Raw genomic sequence first — 17,021 nt, 5'->3', positions numbered from 1 at the left:
AATAAAAGGAGAATAACATGATTGAAACAGTTACAAAATTATTAGATACAGCTGCAAATGCTTCACAAGCAGATACAGTTAAAGAAGCTGCTACATCAGGTAGTTCATTAACAACTGGACTAGCTGCACTTGGAGCTGGACTTGCTGCAATTGGTGTTCTTGGAACAGGAATTGGACAAGGATATGCTGCTGGTAAAGCTGCAGAAGCTGTTGGTAGAAATCCAGAAGCTGAATCTAAAATTCGTCTTATGTTAATTATCGGTGCTGGGATTGCTGAAACTGCTGCTATTTATGCTTTCATCGTTGCTTTATTATTACTATTCTTAAAATAGTAAGTAGACTACAATGATTAATACTATTTCTAACGTTGTAACATTTGCTGCTAGAAACTATGCAATAGATCAACCACATGCAGCAAAAGATGGGATTACTGAAAAATTCGCAAATTTAATTCCAAGTGTCCCAATGATGATTGCAACAATACTTGCCTTTGCTATTGTTTTCGCTATTTTAACTTGATTATTATATAAACCAGTTAAGAAAATGATGAAAAGAAGAGCTGACTTTATTCAAGGTAACATTGATGATTCTATCAAGGAAAAAGAATTAAGTCAAAAAGCTAAACTTGAAGCTAATAATAAACTTCAAGAAGCGCACAAGCAAGCTGATATTATAATAACTAAAGCAAAAATAAAAGCTAGCGAAGTATCACATTCATATACTGAAAAAGCTAAGGCAGAATCAAAACGTTTACTTGAAGAAACATCTCAAGATATTGCTTCACAAAAACGTGAATTTGATTCAAATGCCAAAAAATACATTGTGACAGTTGCCACAGACTTAGCAGAAAAGATTCTAAAGAGAGAAATTACTCCTGAAACGCAAACCGAAATTATTGATAAGTTTTTAAATTCAAACAAATCCCCTGAGGAACTTTAATTAGATGTATGTAAAAAGAAATGTTTCAGCATATGCTGTAGCAATATATGATTTAGTTAAAGAGCAAGATAAATTTAAGGAAATTCAGCCTCAATTTGAAGCAGTTAAAGAAGTCTTTGTAACAAACCCTAAATTTGCTACATATCTTGGAAATGACTTAATTAGTGAAGAAGAAAGATTTAAGACTATTGATTTGGCCTTTAAAGATTTCGATATTATTATTAGTAATACATTAAAAGTAATTGTTCAAAGAAGAATGACTTCTTACATTGTCAAAATTATAATTGAGTACTTAAAGTTATCAAATAACGAATTAAAAATTCGGTTCGCTATCGTCCGTTCTGCTTTTCCATTATCAGAGGAACAACTTGATGCGATTAGACAAAAAGTTCAAAGTGTTACACGGAGAACTGTTGTGCTAAAAAATGAAGTTGATCCTAACTTGATTAGTGGAATCCAAATCATTTCAAAAACTGAAGTTTTAGAAATGAACTTATTACATGATTTAACAAAAATCAAAAATGAAATTATTAAAAAAGAAAATGAAAAGGAGGTGTAATAGATGGCTATTAGATTAGATGACATATCTGCAATTATCAAAGATCGTATCGAAAACATGGGTAAAACTGCAGATAGATCAGAAATTGGTCAAGTTATCTCAATTGGTGATGGTATCGCTGTTGTTTCAGGACTTAATAAAGTTCGTAATAGTGAAATCGTTGAATTCCAAAATGGTGTTTATGGTTTAGCTCTTAACCTTGAAGAAGAAACAGTTGGGGTTGCTCTTTTTGGTGATGCCAACTCAGTATCTGAAGGTTATACAGTAAAAAGAACTGGAAAAGTTATTTCTGTTAACGTTGGTGATGCTTTACTTGGGCGTGTAGTTAATGCTCTAGGTCAACCAATTGATGGTAAAGGACCAATTACTAATACAGTAACTAGTGAAATTTTTAAAGTTGCACCTGGTGTTATGACACGTGAAGAAGTTAATCAGCCTCTTGAAACTGGTATCATTGCAATTGATACTATGATCCCGATTGGTAAGGGACAACGTGAATTAATCATCGGAGATAGACAAACTGGTAAAACTGCAATTGCAATTGACACAATTATCAACCAAAAAGATAAAAATGTTAAATGTGTTTATGTTGCAGTTGGACAAAAGAATTCAACAGTTGCACAAATTGTAAATAAATTAAATGAGTTCGGTGCTTTAGACTATACAACAATCGTTGTAGCCGGAGCTAGTGAACTTGCACCTCAACAATACATTGCTCCATATACAGGGGTAACTATTGCTGAATATTGAATGTCTCGTGGAGAAGACGTTTTAATAGTGTATGATGACTTATCAAAACATGCTATTGCATATAGAACACTCTCACTACTTCTTCGTCGTCCACCTGGACGTGAAGCTTATCCTGGAGACGTTTTCTACCTACACTCTCAATTACTTGAACGTGCAGCTAGATTAAACAAAGCTAATGGAGGTGGTTCAATTACTGCCCTTCCAATTATTGAAACACAACAAGGTGATATCTCTGCTTATATCCCTACAAACGTTATTTCCATTACAGATGGTCAAATCTTTACTAAAGAAGCTTTATTCAACTCTGGTCAAAGACCTGCTGTTGATATTGGCTTCTCAGTTTCTCGTGTTGGATCAGCTGTGCAAATTAAAGCTATGAAGCAAGTTGTTGGTTCATTAAAACTTGAACTCGCTCAATATAATGAAATGCAAGCTTTTGCTCAATTTGGTTCAGATCTTGATGACTCAACTAAAACCATTCTAGAACACGGGGCAAAAGTTTACGAATTATTAAAACAAGAACAATACTTTGCTATTTCTCAACCTGCACAAGCAATCATCTTAGTTGGGGTTAAAGAAAGAATTATTAACCCACTTCCAGCTGAATACATCCACGATTACCGTGATAATGTACTTGCTTACTTAAGAAACGATTCAGAAGGAATTAAACTATATGCTGACATCGTTAATACAGGAAAAATAAGCGAAGAAAACTATAAGCTCATTGAACAAGCATTAATTAAGATAGTTAAAGATATTATTGTAGGTATTCCTAACTACGATCCAAAAATGTACAAAGCATTTCCAAGTAAATATCTAGTTGAAGAAACTAAAGAAGATAAATAATGGCTAACTTAAACAGTTTAAAAAATAGAATTTCAGTTGTTACTAACACACGTAAAATTACCAATGCTATGCAACTTGTTTCTACTGCTAAATTAAGAAGAATTAGAAATGAGTTTGCTAGTGTTGATGCTTATTTAAATTCATTAAAAGATACTTTTGATGAATTAATCTCCCATGTTGAACCAAGAGATTTCTTTAATATTTTCCCTGAAAATAAAGAAGTGAAAGCTGACTTACATATTGTTATGACCTCTGACCTAGGTCTTTGTGGTTCTTATAACCACAACATCATTAAGTTGCTTAAAACTAAACTTAAACCAGAAGACAAAATTATTGTAATTGGTTTAAAAGGTTACTCAATGATTCAATCGATGGGTGCAAGTGAACAAATTGTGCTGAAATATCTTGAAATTGGCGAATCAGTTTCTTATGAAATTGGAACACTAATAGCTAAGAAAGCATTGGATTTATATCAAAACAAAAAGATTGCTAATGTTTTCTTCTATTACACAGAATTTATTAACAACATATTACAAGAAGCTGTAGTAATTAAGCTTTTCCCATTTGATATTCCTGAAAAGAAGGAAGCTAAACAACAAGCTAATGCTACAATTGAATTTGAACCAAACTCAGAAGTGGTGCTTAAAAACTCAATTCCACTTTACTTAGCAAGTATGGTATTTGGGCTTGGAACAAGTTCAAAAATTTCTGAAATGGCTTCTCGTAGAAATGCTATGGAAAATGCTACAAAGAACGCTGACGATTTAATCAAAGACCTAAGATTACAATACAACCGTAAGCGTCAAAGCAACATTACTCAAGAAATTAATGAGATCGTAGCTGGTGCAGATGCTACATAATAAAAAGGAGGATAATTATGGTTAAAAACGAAGGTACAATAGTACAAATTCTAGGACCTGTTGTCGACGTTAGATTCGACGAAGGTAAATTACCTCACTTACTTAATGCTTTAACTTTAGAATACGAAGGGCAAAAATTCACATTCGAAGTTGCTCAACACATTGGGGATGATACCGCTAGAACTATTTCAATGGTATCAACTAACGGGCTTCAAAGAGGAATGAAAGTACTTGATACAGGTGCTCCAATTGAAGTGCCTGTAGGAAATGAAGTGCTTGGAAGAATGTTTGATGTGCTTGGGGATCCAATTGACAATATGGACTTTCCAAAGAACGTTGAAAAAGCTCCAATTCACGCTCCTTCTCCATCATATGAAGAACAAAAAACATCTTCTGAAATCTTAGAAACAGGGATTAAAGTTATTGACCTTTTAATCCCATATGCTAAGGGAGGAAAGATTGGTCTATTTGGTGGTGCCGGAGTTGGTAAAACAGTTCTTGTTCAAGAATTAATTAACAACATTGCTACAGAACACAATGGTCTTTCAGTTTTCGCTGGGGTTGGGGAAAGAACCCGTGAAGGAAATGACCTTTACCATGAAATGAAAGCAGCTGGAGTTTTAGATAAAACAGCTCTAGTCTTTGGTCAAATGAATGAACCACCTGGGGCACGTATGCGGGTAGCTCTAACAGGGCTAACAATGGCTGAATATTTCAGAGATAAACAAAACCAAGATGTGCTTTTATTCATTGACAACATCTTTAGATTTACCCAAGCTGGATCAGAAGTTTCTGCCCTACTTGGACGTATGCCTTCAGCTGTTGGTTACCAACCAACACTTGCAACTGAAATGGGTGCACTTCAAGAAAGAATTACTTCTACACGTAGAGGATCAATTACATCAGTACAAGCTGTTTATGTGCCAGCTGATGACTTAACTGACCCAGCTCCTGCCACAACCTTCACTCACTTGGATGCTAAAACAGTTCTTGATCGTAGCATTGCAGCGCTTGGTATTTACCCAGCTATTGACCCACTTAACTCATCATCTAGATTACTAGATCCATTAATTGTTGGTCAAGAACACTACAATGTAGCACAAGAAGTTGTTGCTATCTTACAAAGATTCAAAGAATTACAAGACATTATTGCTATCCTTGGTATGGGTGAATTATCTGAAGAAGATAAGAAAATAGTTGCCAGAGCCAGAAGAATTAGAAACTTCTTATCACAACCATTTACAGTTGCTGAAAAATTCTCAGGTATTAAGGGACAATATGTTCCTTTAACTGAAACAATTAGAAGTTTTAAAGTTATTCTTTCAGGTGAATTGGATGATTATCCAGAAGATATCTTTAGATATGCAGGAAGCATTAATGATGTTATTGAACGTTACAACAAGCTACACAAAGAAACTAAGCTTGAAGCAGCAGAAGCAAACAGCGTAGAAGATCAAGAAATCCAAGCTGATGCAACAAAAAGCGAAGCTAATGGACAATAATGAGCGAAAATAACGTACATTTAATTATTACAGTACCAAGTGGAATTTTCTATGAAGGTGATGTAAACATTGTAACCTTGAAGACAGCTTCAGGTTACATTGGTCTTCAAGCTGGACGTACACCACTCTTTTCTAACATTGAAATAGGTAACTTAACCATTGGATGAGATAATCATCCAGATACCATTAAATGCTATATTGGTGGTGGATTAGTTTATGCTGATGCTAATAAAATCAATATCATAACTGATGATATTATAAATGTTAAAAATATTGATGTTCAAAGAGCTCTTAAAGATAGAGACAATGTGCTTCGTCAACTTGAAGAAGCCTCACACAATGATTCTATTGATAAACTTAAACTTGAAACCAAGTTGAAAAAAGCTCTTCTCAAAATTGATGCATACAATAATTTCAATAAATAATAATGGTAGCCTATGGGCTACTTTTATTATGCCTTTAAAAAAACTAAGCCCTAAGGCTTAGCATTATTTTAATTTAGTACCAAATGGAATTAAGTATCCACGTTTTAAAGCTTCAAAGTATGATTGTTGAATAGTTACTTTAGGATCGCTGTATTTATCCATAGCACTCTTATCACCAAATCATCAAACATAAACTAATAATTGATCTGATCAGTAATTGTTTAGGTTAGTTCCTGAAGAGGTGTTTCCAAAGATAAATTCTTTGTTGTATTTTGTATTATATTTTTGAGCACCCATAGCTACACGTTTATCAGATGGAATACTATCAAAGCCAGGTATTTCATCCTTCATAGCATTGTAAGCATCACCCATTCCATCTCTATAGAATCCTTCAATTGAGATTCCTGATCAGTTTCAGAATACACTACCAACATTTCCTTTTTCTTTGACTAAAAGAAGTAGAGTAGCTGTTAAACGATACATAGCTTTGTATCCTTCTGATTTTACATATTGCACTCCAGTTACATCTACCTTATCAGACATAACTTGTGACATTTGATATTTGAATAATGGGTAATATAAAGCTTTAATTAAAGCCTTGAATTTACCAGGTACGCTAAAGAGGCTAACGTCCACTTTGAATCCAAATTTAAGTTGATTTTGTAATCCTTCATCAGCACGAGTTTCACCCGGTTCAGTAGGTTCAATTGCACTTCTAGCAGCATTATTTTCTGTTGGAATATTTAAGACTCCTTTAATAATCTTGTACATTCCAGTATTGTTTTCAAGTGAGCTTGATTCAAAGAGACGATTAATTAATGTAACGTAATTATCAGCACCAATATTTTCAAGCAATTTAGCTAGGAATTCATTTTTGTCTAGTATCTTACCAAGTGAAATGTTATTTCCATCTTCAGTCGTAATAACACTTAAAGCACCCTTAATAATTGCATTGGTTAAATCTTTCATCCGGTTTGGACTTTGTTCAAAGCGAGTTTCTTTAATACGTTGGTAAATGCCATTAACAGCTTGATCTAATTCAGGTGATCCTACTATAGTTTTAAATAGGCCACTAGCGACGTTTTGCAATAGGTTGTAATCTTTTTGCGAGCTAAAGTCAATCTTTAATGAGTTAGATAAAACATTTTGTAAGATAACTGCGACACCTTTAGAGATAATGTTATCTCTGTTTGATAAGATAGCTGTAAATCAATCTTTAATATCTTTCTTAATTTCTTCTGATTTAGGTGAATTAAATAATTCGCTTAACATTGAAGAATATGAGTTGTGTTGATCATTTGTATATACATCTGCTCGATCAAAGATATCTTTTAGTAAGGTAATTAATAAGTTAGCTAGTCCAGGTTGAGCTACTGCTTCAACTAGCATATCATTAATTGAAGCTGTAATTTTAGCACGATTTTCTGAAGATAATTCAGCTTGTTTTTCTTTTGGCATTAAGGCATCTAGTAGCATATTTCCAACATTAAAGGTATGGATAAGCTCTTCAATTTTACCTTTCTTACCATTTGCTGAGCTAGTAAGTAGTTTAGTGATTAATTCTTGAGTAATATTAACAATATCATCTTTATTATTAACAATTAGACTTGCTTTCAGGAATTTTTTAGCTGTCTTAAATTCTGTAAATTCAAGTCCATTGAAGATTGCAAGGCCAACTTTAGAAGTAAAGTCTTTAAATCCATTAGCAGATTTAATTGTGTTAACAATTGAACCAATAATTGATTTAAACATATCTGTTTCTTCAAATAAGGTTCCAAGATTATCAACAAATAAGTTAACCATCTTATCAAGACGTTGCTTACCTTGTGTATCAGTACTATAGTCTAATCCAGCAAATACAAGAGCTTTATTTACAAGTAAATGAGCAATGTTTCTTGCATATTGATTATCATTGAGTACTGATTTGAGTAAGTCAATAATTGCTTTTGATGTAGCTTGTTCATTTTCTTTGACATTTAGATATTTTTGTAATCCGTTAAATCAATCTGTAATTCCTTCAATTTGATTTGGATTTTCTAAATATCATTTTGAAATATTTTCAACTAAACCAGGAATTCGATCATTGTTCATTAATTGATCGATAAAGAATTTAAAGTTTAGTCCTATAGTATGGAACTCTTCATCATTAATATTTAAAGTTTGTTTAATTTTAACAATTGTAGCATTATCTTGAGGAATAAGATTTCAAGCAATAGTTCCAATTGAAATATTTGAGGTAGCAAACTTAGTTACATTTCTAAAGAATGTGTATACATCTTGTTGTAAGTTCTTTTCTTTAACAGCTAAAGCATTTGTTTTAAGTGATTCGAGCACTTTAGCTTGGAAGTTAGGATTACTGTAAATTGATTTTCCAAGAGCTAGAAGCTTGTTGGTAAAGTCACTGGTTGAAATGTTTAAGCCATTGTCCTTGACTAATTCAATTAAGCTATCCAATAATTGAGGAATTAAATCTAAGTTGGTATCAAATTCACTTAGATTATTTATCAAGACTGCTAATAAAGGTTCTGGATTTGTGATTCCATCAAATAATTGAGCAAACTTCATTGAAGTAATTTCGGGTGCTGGAATTGTATCGGTACCTTTATTTTGACTAATTAGAGGTAATTTGCCACTAAATGAGCTAACATCTAGAGTTGTAAGTACTTTATGTAATACTTTTGAAAGAATCTTGACAAAGTTATCACTCTTATTAATTTGATAAATTCAGTTTCTAATAGCACTAACAGCTGCTTGCTTAAATTTAGGGTCAGAAACTAAGGCCTGAATTAATTTTGAGTAAGCTTCATCATCTTGAGCTGTTGCCTGATCGCCTTCTTGATAGTTGGCTGGTAGTTTAATTTGAGCAAATTTATCTCAGTTTTCTTGTGATAAAACATCTTCTAAGACTACATGTATGAAGGCTTTGGCTTGTGGCAAGTTTAAGACTTCTTTGATTAATTCAATAATTTCACCTGACTTAGCATCTGCATTAATATCTTTATTAGCAAGATCGTATTTTAAGTCAAATTTATCAAGATATTTATTTAGTCCTGAAATAGTGATAATTTGGTAAATTACATCATCACGTTTAGAAATATCATCATAGATAATATCAACTAGTTTAATGATTGCATCTTTGTTCTTTGGTAAGTTATTTGCTTGTTCAAAGAAGGCTTGAATAAATTTATATTTCTTGAAGTTAAAGATTTTTAATAGTTGACTAGATAAGTCTTTAACAGCTAATGAAGCTCTTTCTTTTCAAGGTTTGCTTTCATTATTAGCAAATTGTACTGCTGTATTGATTAAAGCATTTAATACTGCATCTAATGATTTTGTACTTTCAAGTCATTTGATTGTATCTGATAAGAGATCTTGTGTTAATTTATCACGATCTACAGTACCTAAATCAATGCGGAAGATTTTAGCAGCTGCATTAGTTGCATCTACAACAACTTGGCTAAATTGTTTAGAAGCTAATACACGATTTAGAATTGATTTTAAGCTATTTTTAGCTTGTTGTTGGAACTGTTCATTCTTTAATACTGCAATAAACTTATTAGGGTCTAATTTTAGGCTATCACCATCTTGAAGGAAATTAGGTTCCTTAATTAAGTTAAAGTAAGCAGCTAATAAAGTTAAAATATCTTCATTTTGAGCTACTGAAACTTGATCATTTTGTGTGGTTACTTCACCTAAAATAAAGTTAATTAAGTTAGCAAAATGCTGTCTATCTACGTATTCAAATAGCTTGCTATTTAGTGAAGTAATTTGTTGAGTTACGATGTTTTGTAATTTACCTGACTTGATTAAGGCAAATACCACATCTTGCATGATTTCAATATAGCTTGTGTAATGAGGCTTAATAAACTCAAGATTAAGAATTTTGTTAACAAAAGCAAGAGGGTCTTTTTTGACTTTTTCATCAATCAAATGAGTAATTTGTTGAGGGATTAAAGCAAATTTAGCAATTACCTGAGTTGAATCTGTCTCATTTCCAGCTGCTTTTAATCCTTCAAACACAATATTGATTGTTTCATTAATTAATTCAACTTTATCTAATAATGGTTTAAGGTTTTGACTTAAAGCTTTAATAGTTGCTAGTTTTTCTTCAGAGTAAGAATCAGTATCTACTCCAAGTGTTTTTAGGCCTTTAATTAAGGCATTTTGAGCAATATGTTGAACACTTTGGTTAGTTAGTAAATCATTAATAAAGCCTATTAAATCACTTCTTAATGAGTCCAGATCAACTAGAGTTACAACTTTCTTAATAATATCAGCATATGAAGTTACAGAGCTGAATTGATCCATGTTTTCAATTAAGTTATTAATGCTTTTTGTTACTACACCTTGGAAGTTTTGGTTTGTTAACACAAAGACAAAGAACTTTTCAAAGTCTTGTTTGTCTACAAAGCTATAAATCTTTTCAAGTGTTGCTTGAGGAATTAATTTAAGAATTGAATGTGTTAATTCAATTGCTTTTTTAGGACCTCTATCTCCATAAAGGGCAACTATTTCTGGATCACTTAATTCAGCTTCTTGACTTAAGTTTCCAAAGATATTTTGCAATATTTGTAAGATTTCAGGTTTGTTTTCACTAAATAGTTTTGAACCTGAAATGCTTGCAAATGTCTTAACAATTTTAGCTTCGAATTCATGGTTAGCATCATGAGCAATTTTATCTTTAAATAATGAACTTAAAGCTGCACCAATATTTAACTTACTAAAGTTAGCACCATGTAGCTTCATATAGCTGATTACAGTTTCAAATAGTAAGTTTGAGATACCAAAGTTAGTATCAACTATATCGTAAAGACTTAAAATGTTGCTAATTAAGCTATCAATTCTATCAGGTTCAATATCTTTAAAGACAAAGGCAACTTTTTCATTCTTAATTGCTTGAGTAATAATATCTTTTAAGACATCTAGAACACCAAATTGATTAATTGCTTGTGAAATAATTTCTAATACTTGAGGCTTAATTTTAGCAATAAAAGCATCATTGCTTACTAAGATTCTAACTAGATCATTGTAGTTATTTGCAGCATTTAATGATAATTCTGGATGAGCTGTATTGTTAGCATTAGTTACAATAGCTTTAATTGTTTCATGTAAGATGGTCTTAAATTGTTTTGAAACAATTAACTTATTAAATAATTGATTAATTTTATCTTGATCTGTAATGTTTAATTTTGCAGCAATTTTTTCTATTGGTAAGTATGCTACTAGTTTACCTGCATAAGTATCATATAAACCATTAGCTGTATCACTATTAAAGACACGATCTACAAAGACATTAAGCTTATCACTGTAGGCTCAAACGTCTGAATTAAGAATTGTTTTAACAAAAGCGAAGTCACTTAAATTAACTAATGAACCTAATTTAGGAGCTATATTTGTTACTAAATCAATTCAAGAATTGCTATTTGGCAATTGTTCTTTAGCTAAAGTGAAAAATTTATTTAATAAACTTGGATCTTGTTCAAGTAAAGCAACTAAAGTTTTTCTAACTCCACTATAGAATTCACGTGGGAATGTATTTTCTGGTGTAAAGACGTTTTTACTAATTAGGAACTTATTAATAAAGTTTTCAAGTAAATCAGTAAGTGTTTCGCTATTTAAAACAAGTTTAATAAATTTAGAAAGTTCAAGTGAGTGAGCAAATAAGTTTGAATTTTTAACTAATTGATAGCTTCCTGCCATAGGGTTAGTTACAATTTCACCTAAATCTTTAAGGCTTAAACCAGCTTCAATTGCATCTATAAGTACTACTAGAGTATTGCTATCATTAAGCAATTTATCAACTAGAGCTTGTAAGTGTTCAACTGTTGTATAAGGAGTAATTTTTGCTTCATTATTTTGAATTTGTTTATTAATTAGAGAAATAAGTTCAGGTGACTTAATGTATTTAGTTACTAAAATTTTAGCAACTAATTTTAAGTACTCATTATTATTAGTAATAATTGGTGAAGCTGAGATTTTATTAATAAAGGCACTTGGATCTTTCTTAAATTCAGTTGATAGTACAGCTAATAATTTAGGCCCAATAGCTTTAATTTCACTAGTAATATCACTTGCACTTTTAGCTTGTTCTAAGCTATCAAATAGCACTTGAAGCATACTATCATATAAGTTAAGTTCTTTAACTAATGGTAAGAAGTTATTTACTACAGAAGTAATAAATTCTTTAGTTAGGTTGTTATTTCCTTTTATTCCTTGAGTATAGATGTATTCAATTTTATCTTGAGCTACTTTATCAAGTATGCTAATTAGAGCTTCTTTAACTTTATTATCGGCAAAGAAAGCAGTTACAAAGTTAGTTACATTGCTACTAATTGTCTTGAAGTCAACAGCTCCAAAGGTTACTTTAAGTAGATCATTAAAACTATTGATGTTTTCAAAGCTTCCATAAGCAGCTAATACATTTGATAATTGTTTAGTAAAGATTGCTTTGATATTTTCATTATTAAAGATAAATTTAACAACAGTTGTAATATTTTCTTTAGTTGCGTATTTAGCCACTAAATCTTTAATATTTTGAGGCAATAATTGATAGATTTGATCAATGAAACCATCATCAGTTGCTATCTTGTTATATACATTTGTAATAATTTGTTTTAGATAGGTAGCATGTTGTTTAAGTAAGCTATCTCCAAAAAGATGTAATAACTTAATTACATTAGTTTCAAGGTTTGCTCCCTTAAATAAGTCAGCAAATTCATTAGCTATATATTTACCAAGTGAAGCATATGTTGTTACATTACCATCGTTGGCAAATTTTTCTATTCCGCTGAATAAGATTTCAATAATATTTAGTTTATCTTGAGATTTAATTAATAAATCATAAGCTGAACCAAGTAAAGCTTTTAGTTCTGTATTTTGATCATCATTTTGATGAGCGAAAATTCACGCTGTTTGTTCATTTGTGCTTAAAACTTTGGCAGCAATTGAAACAAACGCATTCTTTGCAATAGCAAATTCAGGAACTTCATTATATTTAGCAAATATTCTTAGTGCAACTTGTTTAATTTGCTCAATAAATGTAGCATCTTTAAGGAAGACTAATCCTAATTCTTTAAAGTTAGTTGCTTTATTTAAAGCTTCTTGGTTACTAATTACACTACTTGTAATAGCATTAGCTAATTTATTTAATGAGTTAGATTGTAAGATTCTAATTACAAATTTAGCTATATCACTAGCTTGAATGTTATATTCTTTTAAGCTCTCTGGCAGTGAAATTTTTGCAAGTAATTTAGTTAAAATGTTTGGCTCATTGCTTTTGGCTAGTTCTTGAGCTTGAGCAAATAATGAATTTAATAATTGTGCATATATTTCTAATTCATTCTTATCAAGAGGAACTACTAATAAGCCTTTGACTAAGTTAAATGCATTGATTTCTACATTATCTTTAATTAGGTTAGGTAAAGACTTAACAAAGGCATTGACATCACTAGTTTGGATAGCTTGTTCTAGTAGTGAATTAATAAGAGAGACAATCTTGTCTTTATTTCAAATGTTATCAAGAGCATTTGAAATAAGTTTTTCAATAACTCCATCATACTTGGCTTCTAGCTTAATATTATTGCTTTGAGCTAGATACTTAACAAGTTTGAAGATTGTTTTTGGTGCCTTAAAGTTAGGCACAAGTTGAGGAATAATAGGTTGAATTTGATTTTTAATTAATTCTTTAAAGGTTGCATCACTAAATAATTTAACTAGTAATTCATTTGGATTTTTAGCTAGTTTAATATAGTCAATATGGTCAATAGTATAGTTAGCTAAAGCAGGAATAAAGGAATTAATTTGACTTTGCTTAAAGATTTGATCTAATAAAGCATTAATTTCACCCTTATCAACATATTGCTCAATATTTGCTTTATTAAGAGCGTTTTGAGCTAATGAATGAATTTGTTGGATTAATTCATTGTTCTTGTTAAGACTTGTAAATAAGTAGCTAACTAGTTTTTTGATAAATTCTTTATTTTGATTAATTGTCTTACTATCTGCTAACTTATCAACTAGAGCCCATGGATCACTTAGTGCAGTTTGTTTAAGTGAATTTAATAAAGCTTGTGGTAAGGCTTTTAGTTCAACATAAGGAGTAGCTGAATCTTTAATTTTAGTTAAGGAGTCAAATAGTGTATCAATTAATGGATCAATAAATTTGAGTTGACTAATAAAGCTAAATCCTTCACTTCTGAAGTCTTTTAAGAAGTTAGAGATTTCATTATCAGTAATGTTTGCTGGTTCCTTAATCTTTTCAAATGATTTACGAAGTAGAGTAATGATAGTATCTTGAATTGATTCTTGAGTTAATAATTCATTACCAATTGCTTTTAAATGAGTTTTTAAGGTTGCTAAATCTTGAGTTTTTAAAATGTTAGCAACTAGGGTTCCAAGATCATTGCTATCTTTTAAGGTATTAAAGTTATCAATTAAATGATCTAGAGCACTAATTAAGATGGCATTTGAATGTTCATTACTAATTAAAACATTAAATAATGTGATAAATCCATCTTGAGCTAGAACACTTTTAGCACTAGCTGGTAGAACTGAATAAATTACATTACCAAGTTTGAGATTTGGAGCTTGCTCAATTACGTTGTGCAGTAATTGTTTAAGGAAATCTTTATTTGAAGCGATAAGATTTGAATCAACTAAGATATTAATTGCTTTGTATGGAGAAAGACTGCCTTGAATATCATCTTTACCAAGTAAATTATTTAAAGCATTTCTAAAGGCTTTATTTAAAGCAATATCAAGCTTATTAAATTCAGTATTTCTTAGTTCCATTAGGAATTGAGAAATGAAATCAGCAATAAACTTATCGGTTTTATCTCCCTTAAATTGAGTGATATTATCAAGTAAGCTAGAAATAAAGGCATTGGATTGTTCTTGAGTAAGGTTGCTATTTACATGATATTGATTAATTAATTTTCAAACAATATCTTGTAAGGTAGCTTTAATGGTTGGATTATTTAAGATATCTCAAGCAAAAGTAGAAAGTGAGTTAGCTACTTGTTTGATATTTGTTTCATCGCTTAAGAAGGCTTTAATTAACTCAGGATAATTATTAACAGTTTGGAATTGAGCTGAATTTGAAATAAAAGTCTTAATTAAAGCGTTAATAATTTGATTCAGTTGTGAAGAAGAAATAATGGTTTTAATTAAACCTTCAACATCGCTTGCAGCAATTTGAGCTTTTTCTAATGTTGGTTTAATTCCCTTAACAATGGCTTGGGCGATAAAGTCTTGATTCTTCTTAAATAAGTTGTCAATCACTGTAGTTAATGCATCAGCTAGTCCTGCTTTATTGTGATTAATAAAGTTACTTTTAGCTAAAGCATTAATCAGTCTAAATAAATTATCATCAGTTAGAGCATTGCTAATAAAGATGTTTGGAATATCGCTTAATTTTAAAACTCCAGCTTTATTACGTTTGGTTAATTCAGCTTGGAAATCACCCATGATCTTTTGTAAGATCTTTTCATCAATGATTTCTTGGATAATTGATTCAAAACCATTTTCTCCATTATTTTCGCTATCTAAAATTAATTCAGCTAGTTTTCCTTCAGGATCTAGTTGTTTGTAGAAAGTACTTGAAGTTAGAGCTAAAATAGCTTCTACAGTAATGTTTTTGAATGTTTGTGACATTCTAAGTAATCTTTCACCATAGTTGTATGGTGAACGAGTTTGATTGATTTTATCTAAGAAAGGATCACTTTTTTCTAAGTAAGCTTGAGTACTATTACCAATAACTTCAACTGGACTTTGGGTAACAGCAATTTCATATTTTAAAGTTAAAGCATCACTTTCAATAAAGGCTTTATTAAGGTCAAAATTAGGATCATAATGAGAAATATTAACACTCGGATTAGTCATTTTAAGGTACATATCAAGTGCTAATTTTTTATATCCATTTGTGTTAGGGTGAATATCAAAATAAACATCTGACAAGTCAGCTGAATGTGAGCTTCAATATTTTGAGTTGTAAGCATTAACAATACTTACACGATTTTTATTACCGAATTCTTGATTTAATAGTTCATCAACTTGTTTAAATGGTAAGTTAATTTGGTCAAGTAAAACTACTACTGGATCAAGAGGAAGGTTGGTTTTAATTAAACTTTGAATAAAGTCATCTAAAGACTTCTTAAGGCCTGACATAGGCATTGGGTAAGTTACTAAGTTAATATTAGCTTGAGGAGCTAATTCAGCAATGCGATCAATTAAAATCTTAACACGAGTGGCAACTTCTGGAATAGTAGCTTTAATTGCATCATTAACAAACTTGTAAATTAACAAGTAATCCGGATTTGGTTTCTTTAACTCATTAATAATTTGCATTGGATTAGCTTGCGTTAAGTGCTTAGTAAGTAAATAGAAAAAGTCATTAGCACCTATACTTAATGTTACTAAGTTAGCATCCTTTAAAGCAGCAATGGTATCATTAGCAACTTCTTGAGCATACCCAGCTTTAAATTGTCCAAATCCACGTCTACCTGCAAAAGTTTGATCTAATTTATCTCAAGTTGGACTATCACTGTATGGGTTTTGATAGTTGGCTCCAAGCATCATAATTCAATCAATTGCTCTTGCTCCTGAGGCAGCATAGTTCCCGAAGCTTTCAACACGATTATTTTGATTTAAAAGCTGTGCTAAAAAGACAGGATATGAAGCTCCTTCAATTTGTCCATTAACCATTTGACCTGGATAGTCTTGCAATAGGCCACCATCAAATCCAGCAGTAATTGAGTCACCTAAAGCTACAAGCTTAATTTTTTGGTCAGCTTGAATAAAGACTGGTGAAACTTCTCTAAGTTGAGTAGCTGGTGTTTCTGGATTAGGTGCAGGAATTGGTTCAGGTTTAACTTCTGGAAGTGGTTCTTTCCCTGGATCAATTGGCTTAATTGTTGGCCCACCTGGATTATTACCATATTTGTCACCAACTGGGTCTGAAGCATCAATACCACGAGATGAACCTGGTGCCTTACATGCAACAGTTAAGGCACTAGCCCCCATAAAAGCAATTAAACTTGCTGTTGATGTTACTAGTTTATTTTTCTTCATAATTTCCCCTTTACATAGGTATTTATTTATTTATAAATAAATAGTATCACAAATCTGTAATTTTATGCCACTG

The 17,021-nt window shown here is 31.2% G+C and carries 7 protein-coding genes and 1 pseudogene; 7 read left to right on the top strand and 1 reads right to left on the bottom strand.

The genetic code is table 4. The features are described from left to right. The first annotated feature begins 17 nt into the window (after positions 1 to 17). From atpE to atpC, 7 genes and pseudogenes are all read left to right on the top strand, one after another. Complete coding sequence (gene atpE / locus ACNQ13_RS01020; protein ID WP_416741977.1) at positions 18 to 332, top strand: ATP synthase F0 subunit C; 315 nt, start codon at positions 18 to 20, stop codon at positions 330 to 332. A 13-nt stretch (positions 333 to 345) separates the two neighbouring features. Further along, positions 346 to 939: a F0F1 ATP synthase subunit B gene (gene atpF, locus ACNQ13_RS01015; protein WP_416741978.1), complete on the top strand. Its 594-nt coding sequence runs from the start codon at positions 346 to 348 to the stop codon at positions 937 to 939. Between the two features lie 4 nt (positions 940 to 943). Beyond that, positions 944 to 1,498, top strand: coding sequence for an ATP synthase F1 subunit delta (gene atpH / locus ACNQ13_RS01010; RefSeq protein WP_416741980.1), 555 nt, complete (start codon positions 944 to 946; stop codon positions 1,496 to 1,498). A gap of 3 nt (positions 1,499 to 1,501) precedes the next feature. Next, entirely contained in the window at positions 1,502 to 3,094 is a 1,593-nt protein-coding gene (gene atpA, locus ACNQ13_RS01005; protein ID WP_416741981.1) for a F0F1 ATP synthase subunit alpha, read from the top strand. Next, positions 3,094 to 3,954, top strand: a complete 861-nt coding sequence (gene atpG / locus ACNQ13_RS01000; RefSeq protein ID WP_416741982.1) for an ATP synthase F1 subunit gamma — start codon at positions 3,094 to 3,096, stop codon at positions 3,952 to 3,954. The genes atpA and atpG overlap by 1 nt, the downstream gene beginning before the upstream one ends. A gap of 17 nt (positions 3,955 to 3,971) precedes the next feature. After that, a pseudogene (gene atpD / locus ACNQ13_RS00995) lies at positions 3,972 to 5,357 on the top strand (F0F1 ATP synthase subunit beta); the annotation flags it as partial. Between the two features lie 98 nt (positions 5,358 to 5,455). Beyond that, on the top strand, positions 5,456 to 5,881 hold the full coding sequence (atpC, locus tag ACNQ13_RS00990) for an ATP synthase F1 subunit epsilon (RefSeq protein ID WP_416741983.1): 426 nt from the start codon (positions 5,456 to 5,458) through the stop codon (positions 5,879 to 5,881). Positions 5,882 to 5,944: 63 nt separating this feature from the next. Here atpC and ACNQ13_RS00985 read toward each other — a convergent pair whose 3' ends face one another. Further along, positions 5,945 to 16,948 carry a GDSL-type esterase/lipase family protein gene (locus ACNQ13_RS00985; protein ID WP_418035456.1) on the bottom strand — a complete coding sequence of 3,668 codons (11,004 nt, stop codon included), beginning with the start codon at positions 16,946 to 16,948 and terminating at the stop codon, positions 5,945 to 5,947. Positions 16,949 to 17,021 lie beyond the last annotated feature (73 nt).

It is taken from the genome of Mycoplasma milvi (assembly GCF_048284715.1).
GTDB lineage: Bacteria > Bacillota_I > Bacilli_A > Mycoplasmatales > Metamycoplasmataceae > Mycoplasmopsis.
Note: the sequence above shows the minus strand (reverse complement) of the source record. Positions and strands in the feature narration are given on the sequence as shown.